This window comes from Chitinophaga qingshengii, from assembly GCF_014529935.1.
GTDB lineage: Bacteria > Bacteroidota > Bacteroidia > Chitinophagales > Chitinophagaceae > Chitinophaga > Chitinophaga qingshengii.
This window is the reverse complement of the sequence record NZ_JACVFC010000001.1, coordinates 2,082,340-2,106,598: the sequence shown is the minus strand read 5'-3', so window position 1 is coordinate 2,106,598 and position 24,259 is coordinate 2,082,340. Positions and strand designations below refer to the sequence as shown.

The window sequence follows — 24,259 nt, the reverse complement described above, 5'->3', positions numbered from 1 at the left end:
ATATTCAAGCTGATACCTATGAATAAGCGACTTATTACAGCTTTAGGGATAACAGTATTATGCTGTTGCTGCTGCCTGAAAGGGTGGGCGCAGCAACAGCCGATCTATTCCCAGTATATGTTTAACGGAATGATCATTAACCCGGCCTATCCCTCCATGGACGAGTCTTCCAGCCTGACGGCCGTTGGCCGCAACCAATGGGTGGGTGTTGACGGGGCGCCCAAAACGGCTACCGCTTCTTTTTATACCCCACTGAAGGCTACCAACACCAGTTTGGGTGTGTCGCTGATGAATGAAAAAATCACGGTGAATTCGCAGACAGGTGTGCATTTTAACATATCCCAACGGGTAAAGCTGAACGAAAAGTTATACCTCGCCATGGGGCTGAAAGGGGGCATGTCACAATACCGGGAAGACAATAATTCCCTGTCCACCTCCGACCCGGCATTTGCGCAGAACCAGAGTTATTGGAAAACAGATGTGGGCTTTGGTTTCATGTTGTTTACCGATCACTTTTTTGTAGGTGTATCAGCGCCTATGTTTAAAAGTTTTGACCTGGGCAACAGTGTGAACAAAGTGACCGTACAATCGCATTATTTTATTCAATCCGGATACCTACTGACCATTAATGACAACGTAAAACTCAAACCCAATGTGCTGTTGAGGATCGTAAAAGGCACCGGCGTGCAGTATGATCTCAACGCGAATATTCTCTTAAAAAATGTGGTATGGCTGGGCGCATCCTGGCGTTCCGAAAAAACGATGACCGGTCTTGTACAAGTGCAGCTGAACAAAAGCCTGCAACTGGGATATTCTTATGACAGTCCCATGCAGTCCAACCTAAAAGGCGCACAAACAGTTTCCCACGAAGTAATGATCAATTATCGTTTTTCCTGGTCCAAATGGAAAGTGGTGGCCCCGCGGTACTTCTAAAAAAAATGTTATGAAATCCCTCTTCACGGAACGATTGCGAAATTACCATGTTGGCAACCTGGCGCTTCTCCTGGGTGTGCTGATCATGACAGGTTCCTGCGCGTTTGTTAAAGACCATACATCCGGCGGTATGGGCAGCAGCATGTCTAAAGTACGGCGAGCGGAACGATTGTTTAAAAGACAGGAATATGAAAGGGCGATATCGCTTTGTAATGAAGCGATTAATAACGGCGGTAATGAAAACGCCCGGCGGCAGGCAAAATTCCAGCTGGCCCGTATTTATTTTGAAACCCGGCAATTTGAAAAGACGGTCAGCCTCTATGATGAGCTGCTCTACAAACCCAGCGACGATGTGCTGGTGACAGACGTAACCACTTACATTGATCTGTTGAAACGTACCGGCAGAGTAGAAAAGGCCCGGCAAACCAGCGAAGTATATGCCAATGCCTATAAAAACAACGCCCGCTTTACCAATCTGCAGGAATCGCTGGTAAATTATTACAACTTCTATAACCGCGATTCACTTCGCAATGTAAAGGTAGACAGCCTTCGGCTTAATTTACCCGGATACCAGTATGGGCTGGCATTGTATAAAGACAACATTGTTTTTCTTTCCAATGATTTTAAGAAGAATGAAGCCCAGTCTTTTTACACCAATTCCAAACTTTACATGATCTCGGAAGATGGTATTGAGCCGTTCAACAACAGTCTGAAAGGCATTTTACAGGTCGGGCCGGCCTCTTTCTACGATCAGGGAAAGAGAGTGATTTACACCTCTAACCGGTTTACCGATGTTAAAAACGAGAAAAATTCCTACATCAATTATAACAACGGCACGCAGCTGTTGGCCGCTACCTACCAGGAAAATCATGATGCCTGGAGTAAACCGGTGCCGGTAAAACTGGGAAAATCTTCAGATTCCTGGTCTTTCCTGCATCCATCAGTTGCTTCAAATGGTAAACGTTTGTACTTTGCGTCCGATATGCCTGGCGGTCAGGGTGGTACGGATATTTACTACACTGACTGGGACAAAGCCGAAAAACGCTGGAAAGCGCCTGTGAACATGGGCCCGAAGGTAAATACCAACGGCAATGAATTGTATCCGTTTATTATGGGAGACAAGTTGTTCTTTTCTTCCAACGGTTTACAGGGTTTTGGCGGACTGGATATATTCATGATCGACCTGAAGAAACCGGAGGAAGGGCCGGTACACCTGCCGTACCCGGTGAACACCCAGTTTGACGATCTGAATGCTGTGCTGGATGAATCCAAATTGTTATTATACTTTACATCGGACCGTTCCGGTGTACATGATAATGACCATATCTATGTATTAAATCTGAAGAAAAATCCTTTGAGACAACTGGGACTGCCTTATCCCGGCAAGCCGGTAAATGACGACGACAAAGTGCCTTATACCATGATGGAGACGGATGGCCGTCAACAGCTGACTTTAGTAGGGGATAAATCCTATGATAACCTGGCTCCGGTTGTGAAAGCGGAGGAAAAACCAGCCGTGCCTGCGGTGGTACATACAGCCGTTCCCGTTAGTACGTCTTCCCGTGAAGTAAAAGATTATGCCGATAATGTGGTGGACAGTTCGCCGGAGATGATACCCTGGCAGAACCTTGCCCATCCTGCGCCTGCTGTTGCTACAGCCGCCCGCGCCGTAACGGCCGCCACCGCGCCCAATGAAGGGCAACATACCATAGATGGTAAACCCGAACAACTTAACTGGCAGGCATCAGCCGTTGGAAAGACACAGTCCGCATCTACCGGAAAAAAACAAACAAACGATAGCAGTGAAATTCACGTAAGCGCCTATACGCTGAGTGCCGACAGCGCCAGCCGAATGCCTGTATCTATGTGGAAAATACCGGGGGCAGTGTACTTCGATCTTAATTCCTATATCCCGCAAGATAAGGAATGGCGTAAGCTCGATTCCATCTTCTATATCTGGAAAGCCCAGCCACAGCGGTTAATCATCGTTAACGGGCATACCGATATTATTGGTACCGAAAAATACAACCTGGCCTTGTCTAAAAACAGGGCCGCCTATATCCAGGAGTGTTTGCTTAGCCGTGGGGTAGAAGCGGATCGCATCCGGATCAACTATTTCGGCTCTACCCGGCCGGTGCTGGTAGCCAGCCAGTATTCGCTGGATGTGGACCGGGAGAAGTTCATTCTTCAGCAGGGGGTGAACAGAAGGTGTGAAATTACCATACAGTAAACAGAATTTTTTAATGCGTATCTCAAACTAATAAAATGAACAAATTTGCATCACGGGTGTTTGCTCAGTCGTGGGGTAGAAGCGGGTCGTATCCGGATCAACTATTCCGGCTCTCCCCGGCCGGTGCTGGTAGCCAGCCGGTATTTGCCGGATATAGACCGGGAGAAGTTCATCCTGCAACCAAGGGGTGAATAGAAGGTGTGAAATCACCATACTGTAAACAGAATTTTTTATTGCGTATATCAAACTAACAAAATGAACAAGTTTGCATCACTAATGCTGTTGCTGGGAATAGGCTCACAGGTCTTTGCCCAGGAAATGCCAGTTGTGTTCAACAAAAGCATGGGCGCTCCCAAAAACCAGTACCGTAAGCTGGCTATTGCGGAGAACAATGCTATTGTTGCTATCGGCGGTGGATTGGATAACGGATGTATTACCAAATTATCCTCCACGGGAACTCCTATTTTTAATACCCGCTTAAACAAGGGCGGGCTGGTAGCTTACCAGGATTTATTATTGTTGCCTAAAAACGAACTGGTCGCTGTAGGTGGCGGTACCATCGCATACGGCAACGCCCGTATTACCAAATTAAACGCCACCGGCGAAGTTGTCTTTGATAAAAGCATTGGCAATGGCCAGGGTGGTTATTTCACCAAAATTATTGCCGACCGTCATGGTAACTACATCACCGTAGGCGTAGATGGCAGCAAGCCTGCACAGGCCCGCATCACCAAAATGAGCGCGGAAGGTAAAATTGAATTTGATAAAGGTTTTGGTGCACACAACGTATTTACAAATGTATTGATCGACGAAGACGAGAATATTGTGGCTGTTGGCGGCGACGTAGGAGACGGTCAGGGTAAAGCCTTTATGGTAAAAGTAGATGGTAAAGGTGAAAAACAATTTGAACTTACTTTTGGTAAACCCGGTGCTGTATTTGAAAAAATGCTGTTGCTGGAAGATGGTTCCCTTCTCGCTATGGGCGGTGGCGCCTATGGTACCGGCAACGCCAGCCGTATCGCCAAAGTAAACGCTGAAGGCCAGGTGGTATTCGATAAAGAATACAGCACCGTAGATGGTAAATTTAATGCCATGAAGGTGAATGACCTGGGTCAGATTTTTGCCTGCGCAGAAGAGAAAGATAAAGGCCGTATCGTGAAGCTGCGTCCGGATGGTACAGAGCTGTTCAACAAGGAAGTGGACGCCGCCCTGTACGCCCTGGAAGTGGGTAAAAACGGTAAAGTAGTAGCAGCTGGCGGTAACATCGGCATGAACACCGGTAAAATCGTCAAATTACTGCCTGATGGTACACAGGTTGTTAACAAGAACACCGGTACCGTATTCCAGCACCTGTTGCTCACAGAAGATGATGAAATGTGTGTAGTCACCCGGGAAGGATATCGCCTGATTAAACTGACCCCTGATGGTGAACTGATGTTTGACAAACAGCTGGGCAAATACGATGCTAAAACCACGCTGGCTTCCCTGTTAATGAGCCCTTCCGGCGAAATCCTGGCAGCAGGCGGTGGTGACGAAGACGGCAACCGTATCATCAAAATCAGCCATGGCGTATCCATTAACGATATCGCGGTGTCTGAGCCGTTGAATGGTTTATCCAACGCTTCCTTAACGATCACACTTTCCGGCTTCCTCAGAAGCAATGGCGTACGTACCCCTGTGAACGTACATTACAAAACCATTCCGCATAAAGGCGGCGCCGGTCAGGGCGATTTCGACATTACAGAAGGTACGATCTCCTTTGTTCCTTCTGAATTTGCCGCAGGCGCTATTATCTCCAAAACTATCCAGATACCGGTAAAAAGTGATAACCTGCTGGAAGGCAAAGAATCTTTCCATGTAGAGATCATGGATGCGTCGGATTTGCACCTTACAAAGGCAAAAGGCGAAGTAACCATTTTAGATCAGCCAGCCATGGTGAAATTCATTGGCGGTACAAATGGCGCGGAACCTAATACCGATGTGGTATTCTCCGCAGGTTTATTCAAACGCGATGGTACCCCGTTGATCAACGCCACCGCCAAACCGGTAAGGCTGACCTATAAATTCGGCAATGGTACCGCTTTACCGGGCGCTGATTTTGTGAGCAGCATCAAAGCGCCGTTTGCCATTGAGAATGGCGCCAGCACAGCCAGTCTGTCTGTAAAAGTGAAAGATGACAACCGTTTTGAGCTGGCCGAGACCGTAGTGCTGGTACTCAGCGAAATCAAAGCAGAGAACGAAGCCATTGTAGGCTATAACGGTGACGTTACCTCTATTTCCGCTTCCCAGTATATCCAGGACCAGGCGGCTCATATTACGCTGGTAAAACTGACCGATGCCAATGAATCCGCCACCGCGCCGGTGAGCATGTTTAAGTGTATCCTGGTAAAAGCGGCGGATGGAACGGTGCAGACCAACTGTACTGGTAGTGATATCAACATTTACTTCGGGGTAGATTCCATGAGTGCAGCCGCGTATGGCCGTAAGTTCGTGATCATGAACGGCGACATGGTGAAAATCACCGGTGACTGCGCCTTTAGCGAAACAGACATCCAGGTAGCGGTAGTAAACGACCGTATCAGAGAAGCCGATGCCGTAGTAGCGGTGAAGCTTCGTGACGTGACAGCCGCCAACAATGCCGGTGTGCTGAAGATTTCACCTGAGCTGAAACTGAATAAAGCAGTAGCTGTTATCCATGATGATGATAACGAGGAAGGAACAGTGTTGACAACTAAGTAATCCTGGCTTGAATCAATAACCGATATACGCTGTTTCAGGCAACACCTACATTCCCGCATAGTTACTATGCGGGAATTTTTTCTTTAATAAATTTAAAAGCAGCATCCTTTATATTAAAATATAAAAGATGCTGCTTTTTTTATTATTTGTAAATCCACGATAATCCGTTTATCGTAGGTAATGTTAGAAGGAATTAATAAAATAACTCAAAATAAAAAGAGTTGTGTCTTTTAATGGTTAACTTGGGAATAGCCTGGTATGTCCTTACCGGGCTCTTTTTTTTATAATGTTTTCCTCATTACATAGTCTTCCATCACATATCCGTTACCGATATCGGTATCTTTCTCATCGTAGGTAGAGAATCCCATTTTCTCGTAGAAAAAGCGGGCTTTATTATAGCGGTTAACGTCCAGTTCGAGGATGGTAGCGCCGAGGTTTTTCACCTGGCGGCAAACAGTGTCCAGGAAAAAACGGCCTACGCCTTTGCCCTGGTAGCTGGGATCGAGGTAAATTTTATGCAGTTTATAGACGCCTTCCGTATCGGTAGGGCTATAGGAAGCGTAACCGATAGGTCTTTTATTATCCTGCAGGACAATGAATTTGTGATTTAACTCTGTGAGTTGCTTCGTCAGAGAAGCAGTGCTGTACATCATATCGATCATATAATCGATTTGTGCAGGCTCGAGGATACTTTTGTACGTTGGTTTCCAGATTCTCTCAGTCAACTCCTGTATAACGGGAATGTCGGCTACTGATGTTGATTTTACGCGATACATGATTTGTGTATTATAAACGGTTACTTTCCTGAATAATGTTATCGACCGTTTGTTGCAGCCGGTCGAGCGGTGTGTATCCTCTGGCGCAGAGGTACAATTGTTTTCCGGTGTCCAGTATGGCAGCCGGGAAACCGGTGATGCCCCAGTTCTGTACCAGTTGGAACTCCTGGTTTGTTTCATATCGCAGGCGCTCGTCGTGCAGGCGGCTGATGAATTCATCTTCCGGAAGGCCAAATTTCTGAATCAGTTTCCGGTAGGTGCTGTCGTGATTAAGGCTCAGTCCATCGTAATTGAGCGCGTGTTGCATATCATGTGCAAAAGAGATCGCGTTGGCAGGTTGGTAAGTCTTAAAAACGGTGAGTGCCACCGAGGGTTTTTCTGAGTCCATCATTTCTTCCGAAGGCAGCAGCTTTTCGAGAAAAGCGGGTCCGAATTTCACGCCTGTCATCTCTTCCACGTTGGTATGTTCGCGCTGAATGTAAGCCGTCATCGTAGAGAACGGGTGGCGGTTATCTCCTACTATCATACCACCGGAGAGGATATCAAATTCCATGTCACCGCTGTGCAGTTGCTGAAACTGCATGACTACCGGCGTAAACCCGTAGCACCAGCCGCAAAGCGGATCATAGACATATATAAAGCGCATAGACAGGCATTTAGCTTTTAGCGGTTAGCCGTTTGAAAAAGTGCAAGGCGGCTACAAAGATAACTAATCTCCGGGTCTTGTATGAGCAGAACCATAATTATAACAGGTCGTCTTCTTCCCCTTCCTGAAGCACAGGTCCTTTCACTTCTTTCCGGAATAATCTTTTGGAGAGCAATACATCTTTGCGGGTAGCCTTGTAAGATAGTCTGGCGGCGATAACGAGCGTAAAAACGGCTGCTCCCAGCGCCAGGATATTGTTGCCGGAGAACAGGAAAAAATCGAAGGCGCCGTGGAAAAATACGGCGGTCATCACTCCTTTGAAGAGGAGGGCGTCGCGTTGTTCGGGTATAAACTTAGCCAGGCCCACATAATATCCCATCAATATGGCAAAGGTGGCGTGGGCAGGCACGGAGAGGAACATACGCGCTACCCCGGTGCCCAAACCAAACTGGCCGACATAGGCGATATTTTCAAGGGTAGCGAAGCCCATGCCTATCATCACCGCATATACGATACCATCCAGTGGTTCGTTGAAAGCCTTTTTAGGATAGGCGTAGAGGCGTAGCACCAGGAATTTGGCCGTTTCTTCCGAGAGGCCTACGATGCCGAAGGCAAAGAAGGCCGTATCGAACAGGTTTTCGTTGGCTTCCCGGAAACCGAATACCGAGGCGAGCAGCTGAAATGCCAGCGGCATGATCACGCAGACCATGCCGAGGAGAAAACTTTTGATCAACAGGCCCACCGGTTCCGGGTCATATTTGTCGATAATGAACATCAGAAGGCAGATGGCCAGTCCCGGGGCGACGGCGAGGGCCAGTAACATCATGACGGGATATTTTTTTGTTTTTTACGTTCCTGCAGGAAACTATCGAGCATGTCAACACCGAAGCTGCTCAGATTGTTGGTTTTGGTGACCCCTCCTTTTTGTGCTGCGAGCGTGCCGTAATAAACATCCCGGTATCCTTTGATACTGTGTGCGTCCGGATCGATGGAGATCAGTACTTTTTTCTCCAGCGCGTAGGGCAGCCAGGTCCAGTCTATATCCAGGCGGCGTGGGTGGGCATTGAGTTCAATGACCACATTATTGGCAGCACAGGCATCGATCACCGCCTTATGGTTGACCGGGTAGCCGTTGCGGCTCAGCAGCAGCCGGCCCGTCATATGACCGAGGATGGTCGTATAGGGGTTTTCGATCGCTTTCAGGATTCTTGCCATGGCTTTTTCCTCCGTCATTTTCAGGTTGGAGTGCACAGAAGCGATCACGAGGTCGAAGCGGGCCAGCACTTCATCTGGGTAGTCCAGCGTACCATCGTTGAGGATATCGGCTTCGATGCTTTTGAAAATACGGAAGGGAGCCAGTTGTTTATTCAGTTCATCGATTTGTTCCTGTTGGGCGATTACTCTTTCGATGCTCAGGCCGTTGGCATAAAAAGCGGAGCGGGAGTGGTCGCTGATGACGAGGTATTCGAAGCCCTGTTTTTGGGCTGCTTCGGCCATTTCCCCCAGGGTATCGTGGCCATCGCTCCACTGGCTGTGGGAGTGGATAATACCTTTGATATCCGTTGGTGTAATGAGTTGAGGGAGTTGCTGGTGGCGGGCCAGTTCAATTTCGTTGTGTCCTTCCCGCAGGCAGGGTGGTATAAACGCCATCCCTGCGGCGCTGAAGATAGCTTCTTCAGAAGGGGCTTTATGGAGATGGGAGGCGCCGCCAGCCGCGTTGAATTTATCGATGAAAGCCGCCGCACCGGTAGTAGCGAAGAGTTTGCTGTGAAAGTCGTCTGCCGCGCAGGTGTGGGTGACTACATTGAGCTGATCGTTGTATTTCCATGCCTGACTGGTGCCGCTTACCGCCTGGAGGACGAAGCCGGGTAGGGTAGGAATGCGTTCATGTAATATTTCAGGTGTAGCCGCGATCACCAGTTCCAGTTCATCGATGATGACTTCCTGGCGGCGGAAAGCGCCGGTGAGTGCTACCGGTGCAGGCGCCAGCAGTTCCCGGAGTTGTTTTTCCAGTTCAGCTGCGGTGTTTTCCACTTCTGCGAAGAGGAAGCGGTTACGGTTGGAGAGGTAGAATTCTATGTTTTGGCGGACATTTTCCTGGGTTTTTTCGCCGAATCCTTTGAGTAGCAGCAGGCGATTTTCGTTACAGGCGTATAATAATTCGCCCATCGATTCTATTTCCAGTTCTTTCCAGATGGTCGCAATTTTTTTAGGTCCCAAGCCTTTGATCTTCATGATTTCGAGGATACCGGGCGGGGTGATACTGAGATAGTTTTCCAGGAGGCCGAAGCTGCTGGTATCGAGCATTTCGAGGATGCTTTTCCCGGTAGATTCCCCGATACCTTTGATCCGGAATATCTCATCGCGGGGAGTATCTTTCAGTTGAGCCGGCAGTTTTTCGATGGTAAATGCTGCGGAGGCGAAGGATTTGGCTTTAAAGCTGTTTTCCCCGTGGATATCCATGAGTTTGGACAGCAGGGAAAAATTATCGGCTATTGAATTATTGTCCATGTGGTAAAAATACGGATTTCATGCATTCCCGGGGTGTTGTTTCCGGGGGAGGGGATTCGTGATTGGTGGCGGGCGCTGAAATTATGCGGGAATCTCAAATGGGCTAAGATGTTTGTCTCTCGTGAAGGAAGGTATTTTTATTGACGAGGGAGCATGAATAACAATTTAGCCGGGTGTGAACAGGGGGATTGAGGGGGATACGATGATTGAGGCCTATACAAAAAAAGAACCCGGCGTAGAAGCCGGGTTCTTTATAACTACATTTTGTAAATCCGATCTTAGTTTGCCGGAGCAGCTGGTGCTGAAGGAGCAGCTGGTGCCTTTTTAGCAGGAGCAGCTTTCTTCTTAGCAGCAGGTTTTTTAGCAGCAGCTTTCTTTTTAGGAGCAGCTTTTTTAGCAGCGGCTTTCTTTTTAGGAGCGGCTTTCTTAGCAGCGGCTTTCTTTTTAGGAGCAGCTTTCTTAGCAGCAGCTTTTTTAGGAGCGGCTTTTTTAGCAGCAGCTTTCTTTTTAGGAGCAGCTTTCTTAGCAGCAGCTTTCTTTTTAGGAGCGGCTTTCTTAGCAGCAGCTTTTTTAGGAGCGGCTTTCTTAGCAGCAGCTTTCTTTTTAGGAGCAGCTTTCTTAGCAGCAGCTTTTTTAGGCGCAGCTTTCTTAGCAGCTGCTTTTTTAATTGTTGCCATTGTTTTTTGAATTTGGGTTAGTAAAAAAATATTGGGTATAAAAAAACTTTATGGCTAACACTGATTAGGCTTCTGCCTGAGCAGTGGTGTCAAATGCTTTAACAGAAACGTAAGTCTTGTTTTCGCGACCTTTTCTGAATTCAACCACACCATCTGTCAACGCGAAAATGGTAAAATCTTTACCAACGCCTACATTTTGACCGGGATGATAAACGGTGCCTCTCTGACGAACGATAATGTTACCAGAAATAGCAGGTTGACCACCGAAGATTTTTACTCCGAGCCTTTTGCTCTGGGAGTCGCGGCCGTTCTTTACACTACCTTCACCTTTTTTATGTGCCATTGTATAATTACTTTAATATGTCTCTAAATAAAAATAATGAGCTTAAAATAAATTAAGCTATTTCATTGATCCGGATCTTTGTGAAATGGGTACGGTGTCCAACTTTCTTTCTGAAGCCTTTTCTTCTCTTCATTTTGAAAGCGATCACTTTGTCACCTTGCACATGGCTCAGGATCTCTGCCTTTACTACTGATTTTACATCAGTGCCTACGGTCAGTGCACCAGCATTGTCTGTCAACAGTACTTCGGAAAACTCCACTTTGTCTCCAACTTTTCCTTGTAACTGCTGTACAAAAATTTCCTGGTCTTTTTCTACTTTAAATTGCTGACCTGCGATTTTTACAACTGCAAACATAATTATCCAAAATATAATTTCCGCAAAAGTATCAATTGTTTTCCAATTGAACAAAGATTTCCGGCTTTTTTTAATTCATATATGTAAATACGTATTAAAAGCCGGATAAAAACTTAATCTTTTCAAAGATACATACTTTCTTGAATTTTAAATTTTTTTAACAAATCCCGGGCCATGTTACCCGGGTTTCCGGCGGTATATGACAAAGCATTAAAAACAGTTATCTTGCCGTACAAACCAACGCAATTTTGTATACTTTTGTCGTTTAGATTTTGAAACTGCTGCCGGGGCTGCCAACGTGGATACAATGGGAGTACGGCTATCCGGGGACATCCTCCGGAGAATACGTCAAAAAATCAAAAAAAGATCATATACTCTCAATTATAAAATAAAGGGCATGAAGTTTAAATCACTGCTAGCCAAACCATTTGCTTCTATTGTGCACAACAAGCTTAAGAAGGAGATGCTGAGGGCGGTGGAAGACCAGGAGGCGATCCTGGACGAGCTGATAAAGACGGGTAAAAAGACGGAGTTTGGAAATGACCATAAATTGGATGCAGTTCATACCTACGAGGAGTTCAAACAAGCTGTGCCAATCAGGGACTACGAGCAGTTTAAACCTTATATAGAAAGAATCAAGGAGGGGAAACAAAACGTATTATGGAAGGGGCAGCCTATTTATCTGGCTAAAACTTCCGGTACCACCAGCGGGGTGAAATATATTCCTATTTCCAAAGATTCTATTTCCAATCATATTGATACCGCCCGTAACGCCCTCCTTAATTATATGGGCGAAACCGGCAATACCGCTTTTGCTGACGGGAAAATGATTTTCCTGTCCGGTTCCCCGGAACTGGAGCGGGTAGGAGGCATCCCTACCGGGCGCCTCAGCGGCATTGTGAATCACCATATTCCCCGCTATCTGCGTACTAATCAGCTTCCTTCATATGAAACTAATTGTATAGATGACTGGGAGACCAAGCTGGACAAAATCGTGGAGGAAACCATTAACCAGGATATGACCCTGATCAGTGGGATACCGCCATGGGTACAGATGTACTTTGACCGCCTGATGGAACGTACCAATGGTAAAAAGATCAAAGAGATATTTAAGAACTTTGACGTGATGGTATATGGCGGGGTTAATTTTGAACCTTACCGTGCCAAACTGATGGCTTCTATTGGTCATCCGATCCATACGGTAGAGACTTTCCCGGCTTCTGAAGGCTTTTTTGCCTTTCAGGATTCGCAGGAACAGGAAGGATTGCTGTTGAATGCCAACTCCGGTATTTTCTATGAGTTTATCCCGGCACAGGAAATTTTTAATGAAAATCCTACCCGACTGTCGCTCAAAGATGTGCAAACCGGCGTAAATTACGCTATGATCATCAACAACAACGCCGGATTATGGGGGTACAACCTGGGCGATACCGTGAAGTTCATCTCCACTAATCCGTACCGTTTGCTGGTGACTGGCAGGATCAAACACTTTATTTCCGCCTTCGGAGAACATGTGATCGGCGAAGAAGTGGAATACAGTCTGATGAAAGCAGCTGCCGAAGAAAATGTGCAGATCACCGAATTTACGGTGGCCCCTATGGTACAAACGAATGGCGAATTGCCCTACCACGAATGGTTTGTGGAGTTTGAAAACGAACCCCGGGACCTGAAGGCATTTGCCCTGAAAGTAGACCATAATCTGCGTCAGAAAAATATCTATTATGATGACCTGTTGACTGGTAATATTTTACAACCCCTGAAGATAAAAACAGTACGCAAACATGGCTTCATAGACTATATGAAAGCAATTGGAAAACTGGGGGGACAAAACAAGGTGCCCCGTTTAAGCAATGACCGTAAGTTGGCCGACGAACTGATAAAATACGTGCAGCCATAAGGTGTGACGGCTGTAGCAGCGTTCACATCACTGTGAAAGATTAATAAAGTAAATCACCGTAATGAATAAACGAAAAATTGCCATTTTCGGGTCCACCGGATCCATTGGTATACAGGCACTGGAGGTGATAGCAGCGCATCCCGATAAGTTCAGTGTAGAAGTGCTGACTGCACAACAGAATGCCGACCTCCTGATTGAACAGGCGTTGAAATTCAAGCCCAACGCGGTTGTGATAGGCAGCGAGGAAAAATACAAGCAGGTAAAAGACGTATTATTTGATAAAGGCATCAAAGTGTTTGCCGGCGCCAAAGCCATGGTAGAAGTGGCTTCCTGGAGCTCTATAGACATGATGCTGGCCGCTATCATGGGTTTTGCCGGTCTGGCGCCCACTTTATCGGCTATAGAACAGGGTACTCCCGTAGCCCTGGCCAATAAAGAAACACTGGTCGTTGCCGGTGATATCGTGATGGCCACTGCCCGCCGGAAAAATGTACCCGTGATCCCGGTAGATTCCGAGCACTCCGCTATTTTTCAATGCCTGGTAGGAGAGCCTTTCAGCAAAGTGGAGAAAGTGATACTGACTGCCTCCGGTGGTCCTTTTCTCGGTAAAAAGCCAAATTTCCTCATCAACGTAAAAAAAGACCACGCCCTTCAACACCCCAACTGGCGGATGGGCGCTAAAATAACCATCGACTGTGCTACCCTGATGAATAAAGGGCTGGAAATGATCGAAGCCCGCTGGATGTTTGGTTTACAGCCGGAAAACATTGAAGTGGTGATACATCCGCAGTCCATTATCCATTCCATGGTGCAGTTTGTAGACGGTTCCCTCAAAGCCCAGATGGGCCTGCCCGACATGAAACTGCCTATTCAGTATGCACTGGGATATCCGGACCGCCTGGCCAATGATTTTCCACGGTTCTCTTTCCGGAACTACTCTTCGCTCACCTTTGAACAGCCGGATACCAAAACTTTCCGCAACCTGGCTATCGCCATCGATGCCATGCACAAGGGAGGTAACACTGCCTGCGTGATGAATGCAGCCAATGAAGAAGTAGTACATGCTTTCCTGCGTAACAGGATCGGATTCCTGCAGATGACGGAGGTAATTGAGGAAACCATTGCCAAAATTCCGTTTATCGAAGCACCGACACTGCATGATTATTACGAGTGCGACAATGCCGCACGTGAACATGCGGCATCCCTTATCAATGCTATCGTTATCTAAAATAACCGTTGAAAATTAACAAATAGTTTTGCCGGAATATCTGTTAAATCCGATATATTGGGCAGATTAAAGCTGAAATAAGTAAATGACAACAGAGGTAATATTGGTGAAAGCCGGGCAGTTGTTACTGTCACTCTCTATACTGGTCGTATTGCACGAGTTGGGCCACTTTATCCCCGCCAAATTGTTTAAAACCAAGGTAGAAAAGTTCTACCTGTTTTTTGATCCCTGGTTTTCTCTCTTTAAAATAAAGAAAGGTGAAACAGAGTATGGCATTGGCTGGTTGCCCCTTGGCGGATATGTGAAGATATCCGGTATGATCGATGAAAGTATGGACAAAGAGGCGATGTCTCTACCCCCGCAACCTTATGAATTCAGGTCTAAACCAGCGTGGCAGCGTCTGATCATTATGATCGGCGGGGTGACGGTCAACGTGATACTGGCCTTCTTTATTTATGCGATGATCCTGTGGCACTGGGGTGAAAGATACCTGCCCATGGAAAACGTGAAATATGGCATCGCCGTAGACTCCCTGGGAGAGAGCATCGGGCTGCGTGATGGCGACAAGGTGGTGAGCGTGGGTCATAAAAAAGTAGAGAAATTTGGCAGCCTCTCCGGGCAGCTGATCCTCAAGGAAGCTAAAACCATTGAGGTAATGCGCGATGGTCAGGAGCTGAGCATTCCCATCCCGGCAGGGTTTGTGAACGCCTTGCTGAAGCAGAAGGAACCGTTTGCCTATCTTCGTTTCCCGTACTACATAGAGAAATTTGAAAAAGGTTCCCTGGCGGATAAAAGCGGCCTTTTTAAGCCCGGCGACCAGATGTTATCCATCAACGGTAAACCGGTGCCTTATTTCAGTGATTTTGCCAAAGAACTGCGCAAACACAAAAATGAAGAAGTCAACATCGGTATCCTGAGAGGTAAAGATTCCATCACTATCCCGATGAAGCTGGATGAGAAAGCCAGGCTGGGTATTTATCCGCAGGACCTGGATAAATTCTTTGATTTCAAGGTTAAAAAATACACGCTGTTAGAGGCTATTCCCGGCGGTTTCAGGATGAGTGTGGATAAACTGGTGTCTTATGTACAGCAGCTGCGTCTGATCTTCGTATCCAAAGAAGTGAAGGTGAGTGAGTCTTTAGGTGGTTTTATGAGTATCGGTAACCTCTTCCCTGAAGCCTGGGATTGGTTGACTTTCTGGGAGATGACAGCCTTCCTGTCCATTATCCTGGCATTCATGAACATCCTGCCTATTCCGGCGCTGGACGGTGGACACGTGCTGTTCCTGTTGTATGAGATCATTACCGGCCGCAAGCCCAGCGAGAAGTTCCTCGAATATGCGCAGATTGGCGGTATGATCATCCTGTTTGGTTTGCTGTTGCTGGCCAACGGGCTGGACTTCTGGCGGAACATTATCAGTAAATGGTTCTAAACAGACTGATTTTTATAAAGGATATGGATTACGGGATTTCCGTAATCCATATTTTTTTTGTATATTTGTGGTTCTGAAATCGGGGATGCCTGGTTTTGACAGCATAGGTCTTTGAAAGTGTAAGCATGTCGTGCGTTGGATAATTAGCACGTTAATCTGAATATTCAAACTTTAATTGGCGAATCTAACTACGCCATGGCTGCCTAATCAGCGATTAGACACCCATTATAGCCGCCCGGAGTTGTCGCCTTATGCGACTCCCGCCGCTGAATCATCAAACCCATAGGGATAGGTGCTCATGGTTTCTGTGAGTGAGCACTGAAGCTAAACGGATAAGAACGAGGTTGGTTCGTTGTGCCCCTGCTGAGTTCCGACAAATCAATGCATAAATAAGCATGTAGAAAGCTTTCGACGAATATGTTTGGACGCGGGTTCGATTCCCGCCATCTCCACATCACAAAGTCCCGGGTTTCTTCCGGGGAAAATACTGACAGCTATCACTTATGTGGTAGCTGTTTTTGTTTTTACAGGTAAGTATTTTCTAAGCTGTTGTAAAGTAATTTTCCAAACATCTTTAGCGTTGGTATTCGGCGTATTTCAAAGCCAATATATGCTTCTACGATAACGGTTGTCTTATTATGACACGGAAGTGCAGTTATTTCTGAATTCTTTCTTAAATTAGGATAATTAAAGACGTATTTATGGGTGATTGGCAATCATTAATCAATCTAATCAGACAGTTCAATCAGGAACGTGACTGGGGCCAGTTTCACAATGCCAAGGATCTGGCATTGGCATTAAGTATTGAAGCAGGTGAGCTGAATGAATTGTTTCTCTGGAAAAATGCTGAGGAAGCAGATCAGGAAAGAGTGAAGGAGGAATTGGCGGATATCTTTACCTACGCCATTCAACTGGCGGATAAATATGATTTTGATATTAATGAAATTGTTAGCCGTAAGATCCAAAACAATGCATTAAAATATCCTGTCGAGAAAGCGAGGGGCAGCGCCAAGAAATATAACGACCTATGAGTTTTACCACGGAATTTTCAATATGTCCACACCGTTTTAATGCTGAGGTTATCGACTTTTTGGGCGATTATCCTTTTGCGGAAAATCGCTGGCCGGTTGTTTACCTGCTGAAGGAGACCGGTAAGAAGAAGCTTTCTGCATATGTAGGTGAGACGGTTGATATCATAACAAGGCTTACCACCCACTTAAGTCATCCTGATAAATGTAAGTTGCATGAAGTTCTTTTAATCTCCGGCAACAAGTTTAATAAGTCTGCCACGCTCGATATTGAGGCGAACTGTATCAAGTATTTATCCGGAGATGGAGGGTACAAGTTACTCAACGCAAACCTTGGATTGCGAGATCATGACTATTACCAAAAAGAAGAACTGTATTCGAATATTTTCAGATCAATCTGGGAGAAGCTTCTTAGGGAGAAGGTAGTAAAGCATACTTTGAGGCAGATCGATAATTCTGATCTTTTTAAATATTCACCGTACAAGTCCCTAAGTGAAGACCAGACGAAGAGTTTGATATTAATTCTGAAATCATTACTGGACGACAACTATAAAAGTATTGTAATTGAAGGGGGGGCCGGCTCGGGAAAAACTGTGTTAGCGGTATTTTTATTCAAGTTGTTGCATACACCCACGGACGATTTTAACTTCGGCGCATTTGGACCAGAGGACATGGTTGTTGCAGATCTTGTATTGCAGCTTAAGAGCAAGCTCCCAAATCCTAAAATGGCATTGGTCATTGCTGTAGATTCCTTTAGATCAACGGTGCAAAAAATATTCAGGAACGTAGAAGGGTTAAATGCAGCAATGGTAGTGGGCCCAGCTGGTCTTCGCAAAAATACTTATGATATTGTTTTGGTTGATGAAGCCCATCGGCTTCGTCAGCGAAAGAACTTGGGCAGTTATTTTGGTGTCTTTGATATAACCTCTGAAGCACTCGGCTTCGATAAGGAAAAAAATCATGAGCTTGATTGGGTCTTGAAACAATCGGCCAAGAATATTCTTTTTTATGATGAATTTCAGTCGGTAAGGCCATCAGACGTTCCTCAAAAGGCGTTCGATTCGCTGAAAAATTCAGTGACGACGAAAACGGAATATCTTTACTCACAATTCAGAGTGAAAGGAGGCGCGAAATATGTAAAGTTCATCACCTGTTTGCTGAATGGAGACGTTCCCCGTAATACAGAAAAAATTAAGATAAAAAATTATGAGTTTCTGCTCTTTCATGATCTGCAACAAATGATCGACCAAATCAGAGAAAAGGAGAGGACCGAACAATTGGCCAGAACGTTAGCAGGGTTTGCATGGCCCTGGGTATCTAAGAAGGGTAAGAAAAAAGTAAAGAGAGACTTTGATATTGAGATAGGAACAATTAAATTAAAGTGGAATAGCGTTAATAAAGACTGGATCAATTCCCCTGATGCTATCAGGGAAGTAGGTTGTATTCATACTGTTCAGGGGTATGATCTGAATTACGCCGGTATTATTTTGGGAAACGAGATTGGATATGACCGTGAAAGGGGAGAAATCATCATCAGAAGGGAGAACTACTTCGACAAGAATGGGAAAAATGGTGTCAAAAATACTGCTCAGCTGAAAAGCTTTATTATCAATATTTATAAGACAATGATGTTACGCGGCATTAAGGGAACATACCTGTATGTTTGCGATGAGGCGCTGCGTGAATATTTTTCCAAATATATCCCGGTATTTGGGGAATCTGATACTATCGATACTGCAAAAGAAAGCGTTCTTAAACCATATGTTAATTGTGTTCCCTTGTATGATCTAAGCGCAGCTGCCGGAAGCTTCAGCGAGCAGCAAAGGGTGAGTGCTGAAACTATTTGGTATCCGGTGGAAGATGGGATCGCTATTTCCAAAGATCATTTTGCTTGTAAAGTGGTTGGGGAATCTATGAATAAAGAAATTCCCAACGGTGCTATTTGCCTGTTCCGCAAATATTCCGGGGGAACCAGGAATGGAGAGATCGTATTGGTAGCACTAACTGACAGGCAAGACGTCGATTTTGGATCGAGCTATACGGTTAAAAAATATTTTAGTAAAAAAAAGCAAGGGGATGACGGCTATTGGGAACACGAACAGATCATTTTGAAACCACTCTCCACTAATCCCTTTTATAAAAACATTCTTCTTGAAGGGAATGAGTTAACCCTCCTAGAGGTGATTGGTATATTTGAAAAAGTTTTGTGAAGTCTTGATAAATACACAATATACGGAAACTGGAAGACGGTAAAGAAGAGGTGATATGGTCATAGGATGTGTTTATAATATCCTTGGAATAAACACTGATGGACGCAGAGAATTGTTTGGGCATGTATGTCTCGGAAAACCGTAATTCTATCAAGTACATAGCCAATAAGGACTGAAAGGTATTTATGGCCGATTTAAAACCGGTTTACCAGGCGGTGAGCAAGGAACAAGCAGAGTACCAACTGAATCAGCTGGACGAAAAATGGGGAAAGAAATATCCGGTTGTTATAGACCCTTGGTGCAGAAACTGGGGTAAGCTCACTACATACTTCCAATATTCGGAAGCCATCCGTAGGCTGATCTGCACCACTAATATTATCGAGGGCTTCCATTGCCAGGTATGTAAGGTGACCAAAAGCAAAGGAGCCTTTACCTCCGATATGGCTCTGCTGAAATTAATCTACCTGGCTGCCCGGAGCATCCGGAAAAAATTGACACGACCCCTTCAAAACTGCAGTCTGGTTGTGTCCCAGTTATTAATTATATTTGGTGATCATCTGAAATTACAGTTATAAATTACCAGGAGACACAGTTTATTTTTACACTCCCTTTTAGGAGGTTAATCATGAAAAAACTACTAATATTATTTTTACTGTGTCTTGTAGGATGTACCGCTACCCATACCTATACCATCTCGTCTCCCACCGGAGATAGGTGTTTAACAATGGTAACCAGGTCCAATTTTCTGTCCGATACTAATTATGCCAGGTTATACCTTAATGCTCCTATAATCGACAAAAACGAATACATCTCAATCAGATGGTCTGATGTTGCTGGTTTTACAGTTGATTGGAATAGCCACCCGTTGAAAATCAGAGCATATCTGTTAAGGGAAAATCATATCCCGGACTCTCTGGCTGAGGTGAAAACCGCTTTAACTGAGGAGGAAAGGAAGGAATTTGACCGCCGAAAAGGTAAGTGGGCGGTATATGACCTGATTGGCATTATTAGTGGAAATTATCCCGCCTGCGGCAAATAGCTAACATAGGCTCGACTTCTGAGTTGGTTTGTTGGAGAATTAGACTTCGACACTGTTTCTGAAGACAGTAAAAAAGCTAATTGAGGAACATATCCGGTTTTTAGCGGACGTAATCCTTATTAGTTATGCTTTTAACGATGTAGATTGTATTGGAAGAAGTTATACTTTCACCACTTCTTCCCTTCCTTCCATTTCGTTCTCACCAGTATCACAAACGTAATCATAATGATAATACATAAGTTACTCCCAGTATCATCTGATTGCTGATGGAAATAGTATTGACCATCACGGAGCTTAATACCGCAGTAACGACCGCAAACCCGCCGCCTGTGAGTCCGCTGGCCTTGCCTGCATATTGAGGAAAACGGATCAAACAATACGACAAGAGGTTATTGAAGATAACCCCGGCGGTACTGTGCAGCAGGAAAACATAGATGAGCAGTGTAAATAGATTGTGGTAGTAGTGTGTTAAAGGTATCATGACTGCCACTACCAGCAATTGCATCATATCGGCTATCATCAGTTTTTTTGCAGAATGCTTTACCTACCAGTATCCTGGAGGTGGTGCTGCCAATTATTACAGAAAGACCGGAAAACATGGCATAATAATCTGTTGTAGTGGGGGAGAAATGTAATTGTTGTTCAATCAAAAAACTGCACATGCCGTATAGCAGCATCATACCATAGCTCAGTCCGATGATGACCATACCGGAAGTAAAGTCCGGTTTTTTGATCATTTTGCCATAGGCTTGTGTGATGGATGACAGGCAGAATGGCTGCGCAGCTTTCATGGATTCGCCGTTCGATGATCAGTTCCATGATAAAGAACGCCAGTCCAAAGTAACCAACGAGCATGAAGTTGGATGACCAGCCCCAGGTTGTCTGAAAATATTCGCCCAGGAAAGGCGCTATGGTGGGGTCAATAGCTCAGATGACGGAGAACATACTTTTAAGGCTTCGCCTTTATAGAGGTCTTTAAAAAAGCACGTTTGCTGATGGCAATTACGGCTACCGTGGACCCCTGTCTGAAGTGTTTATTGAAGTGAGAAGGGTATTCAGAGCCCGGTGCATAGGCAATTTCCAAGATGTTCGAACTCAACGCCTCCCGTACATTAAAATATGCTTTACCGGATTGGTAAAGAAGGTCTGATGGAATGTCCTGGCCGGCCCCCTGGTAAAGCTACGCCAGTGATTCAGTGGGGATGAGCTTGTCCGTCATAACTGTCTGTGCTTATATAATTCTAAGGTAGTAAATTTGTCTCAAGCGGTGATTTCAGCGGTAAAATTAAATAGTGGTAATTTGCGGGCTCCTCATATATCAGGGAGAGCGGGATTTAAACCATTGGGATATTAAAAACCGAATCTATTATCTTTAGATAATTTTTTCAGATTTATGGCAAGAAAAGATAGTGAACTAACCGGGGTTAAGGAAATCGCCAGGAGAGCGAATGTTTCCATTGGAACAGTAGACCGCGTTATTCATAACCGTAAGGGAGTGTCTAAGAAAACCAAGGATAAAATCAATGCGATCATCAAGGAGCTGGATTATCAACCTAATATCTTCGCCAGAAGACTGGCGTCTAAAAAACAACTTGTCTTTGCCATTTTAATTCCGAAAGTTTCACAGGAAACCAACTACTGGGAGGCCCCGCTGCTGGGTATAGAACAGGCCGGCGCGGAGATCAGTCCCTATGGTATTACGGTGCAGCCTTATTTATATGAGGTAAACGATAAAAAATCTTTCCTGGAACAGGTGGCCCGGATAGACCTCGACCAGGTGCAGGGCGTTCTGCTGGCGCCCAGTTTCATTGAAGAATCCGCCCATTTCATCAAAGCACTTGAAAGTAAAAAAATACCTTACGTATTTATCAATTCCGATATCCCGGGGTATAACAGTCTGAGTTATTTTGGCCCCGACCTGTATCAGAGCGGTTATCTTTCTGCACACCTGATGAAATACCTGGTGAAAAGAAAAGAGAAGGTCCTCATTATTAATATATCCCAGGAAATAGATGATCAGCATCATCTCTCCCGTAAAGAGCAAGGCTTCAGGAACTACTTCAAAGATCATAAAATTGAGAGTCCTATCCTGAAAATAGATATCCAGCAAACAGATTATGCGCATGTTAGCAAAGCGCTGGGGCAAATCCTGCGGAAAGAGCCTGTAGCAGCTATTTTTGTCACCAACTCGCGGGTTTCCACGGTAGCGAAATATTTAAAAAAGACAAAAGACACCCAACCGATTTTAATAGGATTTGATTATACCAAAGAGAACCTTGTCTTCCTCAAAGAGGGCATTATTGATTTTCTGATTTGCCAGAAGCCCCGGGAACAGGGATATAAAGGATTGATGGCCTTATATCAGTTTGTGCTCCATTCCAGGACCGGCGAAAAAAACAATTTTATGCCGATTGATATCATCACCAGTGAAAACTGTGATTTCTACATCAATTAAACTTCCTTTTTAAAAAAGAATAGCCCCGCGTGTTTGGAAATAAAGAAAATGTTTTGTTTTTTCGTGTACGTTAACGCAACGTGATTTACAGTACTTTACGCATGATTTCGCTATGTCGTCTGCGCCAGCTTTTTATGCCCGCAAACAGGGCAGGCTGATTAATTATCATTCAAATTCTATCATGAACTTAAACGTGTTTTATCTGCAGGAAGATCCTTATGCTGCTGCAGATCTGCTGTCAGAGAAGCTCCGTGTCTATCCCCGGTATGATTTAACGAACAATTCCTGGCCTCAGATATCCACCCATTGCACTGCAGATTTTACTATCGCACATACAGGGAAAGATATCCTCCTCCATTTTACCGTGTATAATGACTATTTCCAGGCTGTTCAACGGCCGGTTAACAGTGAGGTGCATCTTGATAACTGTGTGGAATTTTTTATTGCCTTCGGCCAGTCTGATCATTATTATAATATTGAGTTCAATTGCCTGGGCATTGGCAAAATAGGTTATGGTAATCAAAAATTGAACAGGGTTCTTTTGCCCGAAGCGGTAGTGCGACAGATCAAAACAGTGGTTAAAGCTACCGTGATAGAAGGAGCGTTCAACTGGGAAATGACGATGTGTATCCCTGCGGGAACCTTTGTCTACCATGAGATTCCGGGCTTCAGTGATATGACCGCCAGGGCTAATTTTTATAAGTGCGGCGATGGGCTGCCGCATCCGCATTATTTATGCTGGAATAAGATTACTTCACCGGGGCCTGATTTTCACCGCCCGGACTATTTCGGGGACATTCATTTTCTGCCTGTCAACAGCGTATCTGCAGCACGTATCAGCTGATAAAAATGTTTTTTTTCAAAAAAAACGTGTACGTACCCGTTTTTTTAATATATTAGCATAGTCGTGTGCCTAAACGTACTTACAGGGATGTAGCAAAAACAATCTAAAGCCAACCATTATGAATAGATTTTTTCTCATGCTGCCCATTTTACTGTCTTGTAAACAAGATATGGTCCTGTCGGGGAGGGGACCGGGCCCATCTGCGCCGGCATCGGCGACCACGGCGGTCAACACCACCACCCTGCACTTCAGCGGTTACAATTGGACCGTTAAGAACGGCAGCGGCATAGGACCCGGACCCAATACATGGGCAGCCGGCAATGCCTGGGTAGATGCAGCCGGACTGCTTCACCTGAAAGTGTCTTATGATAGTACCGCCGCTAAGTGGGTATGCGCAGGAATTACCTCTGTCGATAACTTTGGTTATGGTACTTATCAATGGCAGGTACAAGGACCGGTCAGTACCCTGGATAAAAACATTGTGGCCGGGTTGTTCCACTATGGAGGGCCGGATGGTTTTAACGAGATGGATGTGGAATTCGCCCGCTGGGGAGATGATGCTAAACCGAATGTGAATTACAGCGTTTATCCGGCAGCAGGCAGCAGCGGCAAGGCGCAACATATGCGGACGGCATGGACACAGTCAGGCGGAACATCCAGTACTCACCGGTATACCTGGACAAAAGATTCAGTGGTGTTTAAAAGTATGAATGGTTTCTATAATGATGATACCAACCTGTTTTTTACCTATACTTTTCTGCCACCCAACACCATTATCCCTACCGCGGCCATGCCGGTGAAAATGAATCTATGGTGTTTCCGGGGCATGGGACCCAGCGATGGGAAACCAGTGGAGATCGTAGTGAGGAGTTTTAAATTTACGCCCGCTCCGTAACAATAACTTTTTTTTAGCTAC

At 45.3% G+C, this 24,259-nt stretch carries 21 protein-coding genes, 1 other RNA gene and 1 pseudogene; 14 read left to right on the top strand and 9 right to left on the bottom strand.

The features are described 5' to 3' along the window. Positions 1–18 precede the first annotated feature (18 nt). The 4 genes from ICL07_RS07990 to ICL07_RS07975 are packed head-to-tail and all read left to right on the top strand — an operon-like array spanning position 19 to position 5,902. A complete protein-coding gene (locus ICL07_RS07990; protein WP_188087393.1) occupies positions 19–933 on the top strand; it encodes a PorP/SprF family type IX secretion system membrane protein in 915 nt (304 codons plus the stop codon). Between the two features lie 10 nt (positions 934–943). Continuing rightward, entirely contained in the window at positions 944–3,163 is a 2,220-nt protein-coding gene (locus ICL07_RS07985) for an OmpA family protein (RefSeq protein ID WP_188087392.1), read from the top strand. Between the two features lie 45 nt (positions 3,164–3,208). Continuing rightward, positions 3,209–3,358, top strand: a complete 150-nt coding sequence (locus ICL07_RS07980; RefSeq protein ID WP_188087391.1) for a hypothetical protein — start codon at positions 3,209–3,211, stop codon at positions 3,356–3,358. A gap of 60 nt (positions 3,359–3,418) precedes the next feature. Next, a complete protein-coding gene (locus ICL07_RS07975; protein WP_188087390.1) occupies positions 3,419–5,902 on the top strand; it encodes a Calx-beta domain-containing protein in 2,484 nt (827 codons plus the stop codon). Positions 5,903–6,183: 281 nt separating this feature from the next. Here the strand turns inward: ICL07_RS07975 and ICL07_RS07970 are convergent, their stop codons facing one another. From ICL07_RS07970 to rplU, 7 genes are all read right to left on the bottom strand, one after another. After that, positions 6,184–6,678 (bottom strand): GNAT family N-acetyltransferase, encoded by a 495-nt coding sequence (locus ICL07_RS07970; protein ID WP_188087389.1) that lies wholly within the window; start codon positions 6,676–6,678, stop codon positions 6,184–6,186. A gap of 10 nt (positions 6,679–6,688) precedes the next feature. Continuing rightward, positions 6,689–7,324 (bottom strand): DsbA family protein, encoded by a 636-nt coding sequence (locus ICL07_RS07965; RefSeq protein ID WP_188087388.1) that lies wholly within the window; start codon positions 7,322–7,324, stop codon positions 6,689–6,691. A gap of 97 nt (positions 7,325–7,421) precedes the next feature. Continuing rightward, positions 7,422–8,150, bottom strand: coding sequence for a PrsW family intramembrane metalloprotease (locus ICL07_RS07960; RefSeq protein WP_188087387.1), 729 nt, complete (start codon positions 8,148–8,150; stop codon positions 7,422–7,424). After that, a complete protein-coding gene (locus ICL07_RS07955) occupies positions 8,147–9,835 on the bottom strand; it encodes a DNA polymerase/3'-5' exonuclease PolX (RefSeq protein WP_188087386.1) in 1,689 nt (562 codons plus the stop codon). Before ICL07_RS07955 ends, ICL07_RS07960 begins: the two co-directional genes overlap by 4 nt. Before the next feature lie 278 nt (positions 9,836–10,113). Next, entirely contained in the window at positions 10,114–10,512 is a 399-nt protein-coding gene (locus tag ICL07_RS07950) for a hypothetical protein (protein ID WP_188087385.1), read from the bottom strand. A gap of 64 nt (positions 10,513–10,576) precedes the next feature. Then, positions 10,577–10,855 (bottom strand): 50S ribosomal protein L27, encoded by a 279-nt coding sequence (gene rpmA / locus ICL07_RS07945; RefSeq protein WP_113614786.1) that lies wholly within the window; start codon positions 10,853–10,855, stop codon positions 10,577–10,579. Positions 10,856–10,907: 52 nt separating this feature from the next. Further along, entirely contained in the window at positions 10,908–11,210 is a 303-nt protein-coding gene (gene rplU, locus ICL07_RS07940; RefSeq protein WP_168811125.1) for a 50S ribosomal protein L21, read from the bottom strand. Between the two features lie 397 nt (positions 11,211–11,607). Between rplU and ICL07_RS07935 the strand changes: the two genes are divergently transcribed. From ICL07_RS07935 to ICL07_RS07905, 7 genes and pseudogenes are all read left to right on the top strand, one after another. Beyond that, a complete protein-coding gene (locus tag ICL07_RS07935; RefSeq protein ID WP_188087384.1) occupies positions 11,608–13,107 on the top strand; it encodes a GH3 auxin-responsive promoter family protein in 1,500 nt (499 codons plus the stop codon). A 61-nt stretch (positions 13,108–13,168) separates the two neighbouring features. Beyond that, entirely contained in the window at positions 13,169–14,335 is a 1,167-nt protein-coding gene (locus tag ICL07_RS07930; protein WP_188087383.1) for a 1-deoxy-D-xylulose-5-phosphate reductoisomerase, read from the top strand. An 85-nt stretch (positions 14,336–14,420) separates the two neighbouring features. Beyond that, entirely contained in the window at positions 14,421–15,767 is a 1,347-nt protein-coding gene (rseP, locus tag ICL07_RS07925; protein WP_188087382.1) for an RIP metalloprotease RseP, read from the top strand. Positions 15,768–15,848: 81 nt separating this feature from the next. Next, positions 15,849–16,222, top strand: a transfer-messenger RNA (tmRNA) gene (ssrA, locus tag ICL07_RS07920). Between the two features lie 246 nt (positions 16,223–16,468). Then, complete coding sequence (locus ICL07_RS07915; protein WP_188087381.1) at positions 16,469–16,798, top strand: nucleotide pyrophosphohydrolase; 330 nt, start codon at positions 16,469–16,471, stop codon at positions 16,796–16,798. Beyond that, positions 16,795–19,005, top strand: a complete 2,211-nt coding sequence (locus ICL07_RS07910; protein WP_188087380.1) for a DNA/RNA helicase domain-containing protein — start codon at positions 16,795–16,797, stop codon at positions 19,003–19,005. Before ICL07_RS07915 ends, ICL07_RS07910 begins: the two co-directional genes overlap by 4 nt. Before the next feature lie 49 nt (positions 19,006–19,054). Then, positions 19,055–19,580 (top strand): annotated as a pseudogene (locus tag ICL07_RS07905) (transposase); the annotation flags it as partial. Positions 19,581–20,264: 684 nt separating this feature from the next. On the opposite strand, the gene ICL07_RS07895 reads toward ICL07_RS07905, so the two are convergent. Together ICL07_RS07895 and ICL07_RS07890 are read right to left on the bottom strand one after the other, a co-directional pair. Further along, positions 20,265–20,417 carry a hypothetical protein gene (locus ICL07_RS07895; RefSeq protein WP_188087377.1) on the bottom strand — a complete coding sequence of 51 codons (153 nt, stop codon included), beginning with the start codon at positions 20,415–20,417 and terminating at the stop codon, positions 20,265–20,267. Between the two features lie 16 nt (positions 20,418–20,433). Then, positions 20,434–20,835, bottom strand: a complete 402-nt coding sequence (locus ICL07_RS07890; protein ID WP_188087376.1) for an MFS transporter — start codon at positions 20,833–20,835, stop codon at positions 20,434–20,436. A 602-nt stretch (positions 20,836–21,437) separates the two neighbouring features. On the opposite strand from ICL07_RS07890, the gene ICL07_RS07885 reads away from it, so the two are divergent. The 3 genes from ICL07_RS07885 to ICL07_RS07875 all read left to right on the top strand — a co-directional run bounded on the left by ICL07_RS07885 (position 21,438) and on the right by ICL07_RS07875 (position 24,238). Next, complete coding sequence (locus ICL07_RS07885; RefSeq protein ID WP_188087375.1) at positions 21,438–22,499, top strand: LacI family DNA-binding transcriptional regulator; 1,062 nt, start codon at positions 21,438–21,440, stop codon at positions 22,497–22,499. A 181-nt stretch (positions 22,500–22,680) separates the two neighbouring features. Further along, positions 22,681–23,343 (top strand): carbohydrate-binding family 9-like protein, encoded by a 663-nt coding sequence (locus tag ICL07_RS07880; RefSeq protein WP_188087374.1) that lies wholly within the window; start codon positions 22,681–22,683, stop codon positions 23,341–23,343. 118 nt (positions 23,344–23,461) lie between these two features. Further along, positions 23,462–24,238 (top strand): glycoside hydrolase family 16 protein, encoded by a 777-nt coding sequence (locus tag ICL07_RS07875; RefSeq protein ID WP_188087373.1) that lies wholly within the window; start codon positions 23,462–23,464, stop codon positions 24,236–24,238. Positions 24,239–24,259 lie beyond the last annotated feature (21 nt).

Bases quoted from the DNA above. Each gene is read 5' to 3' on its own strand.
- ICL07_RS07875 (WP_188087373.1), top strand. From the start codon at position 23,462: ATGAATAGATTTTTTCTCATGCTGCCCATTTTACTGTCTTGTAAACAA.
- ICL07_RS07985 (WP_188087392.1), top strand. From the start codon at position 944: ATGAAATCCCTCTTCACGGAACGATTGCGAAATTACCATGTTGGCAAC.
- ICL07_RS07885 (WP_188087375.1), top strand. From the start codon at position 21,438: ATGGCAAGAAAAGATAGTGAACTAACCGGGGTTAAGGAAATCGCCAGG.
- ICL07_RS07955 (WP_188087386.1), bottom strand. From the start codon at position 9,835: ATGGACAATAATTCAATAGCCGATAATTTTTCCCTGCTGTCCAAACTC.
- ICL07_RS07970 (WP_188087389.1), bottom strand. From the start codon at position 6,678: ATGTATCGCGTAAAATCAACATCAGTAGCCGACATTCCCGTTATACAG.
- ICL07_RS07935 (WP_188087384.1), top strand. From the start codon at position 11,608: ATGAAGTTTAAATCACTGCTAGCCAAACCATTTGCTTCTATTGTGCAC.
- ICL07_RS07990 (WP_188087393.1), top strand. From the start codon at position 19: ATGAATAAGCGACTTATTACAGCTTTAGGGATAACAGTATTATGCTGT.
- rplU (WP_168811125.1), bottom strand. From the start codon at position 11,210: ATGTTTGCAGTTGTAAAAATCGCAGGTCAGCAATTTAAAGTAGAAAAA.
- ICL07_RS07975 (WP_188087390.1), top strand. From the start codon at position 3,419: ATGAACAAGTTTGCATCACTAATGCTGTTGCTGGGAATAGGCTCACAG.
- ICL07_RS07965 (WP_188087388.1), bottom strand. From the start codon at position 7,324: ATGCGCTTTATATATGTCTATGATCCGCTTTGCGGCTGGTGCTACGGG.
- ICL07_RS07930 (WP_188087383.1), top strand. From the start codon at position 13,169: ATGAATAAACGAAAAATTGCCATTTTCGGGTCCACCGGATCCATTGGT.
- rseP (WP_188087382.1), top strand. From the start codon at position 14,421: ATGACAACAGAGGTAATATTGGTGAAAGCCGGGCAGTTGTTACTGTCA.
- ICL07_RS07910 (WP_188087380.1), top strand. From the start codon at position 16,795: ATGAGTTTTACCACGGAATTTTCAATATGTCCACACCGTTTTAATGCT.
- ICL07_RS07950 (WP_188087385.1), bottom strand. From the start codon at position 10,512: ATGGCAACAATTAAAAAAGCAGCTGCTAAGAAAGCTGCGCCTAAAAAA.
- ICL07_RS07890 (WP_188087376.1), bottom strand. From the start codon at position 20,835: ATGAAAGCTGCGCAGCCATTCTGCCTGTCATCCATCACACAAGCCTAT.
- ICL07_RS07880 (WP_188087374.1), top strand. From the start codon at position 22,681: ATGAACTTAAACGTGTTTTATCTGCAGGAAGATCCTTATGCTGCTGCA.
- ICL07_RS07960 (WP_188087387.1), bottom strand. From the start codon at position 8,150: ATGATGTTACTGGCCCTCGCCGTCGCCCCGGGACTGGCCATCTGCCTT.
- rpmA (WP_113614786.1), bottom strand. From the start codon at position 10,855: ATGGCACATAAAAAAGGTGAAGGTAGTGTAAAGAACGGCCGCGACTCC.
- ICL07_RS07915 (WP_188087381.1), top strand. From the start codon at position 16,469: ATGGGTGATTGGCAATCATTAATCAATCTAATCAGACAGTTCAATCAG.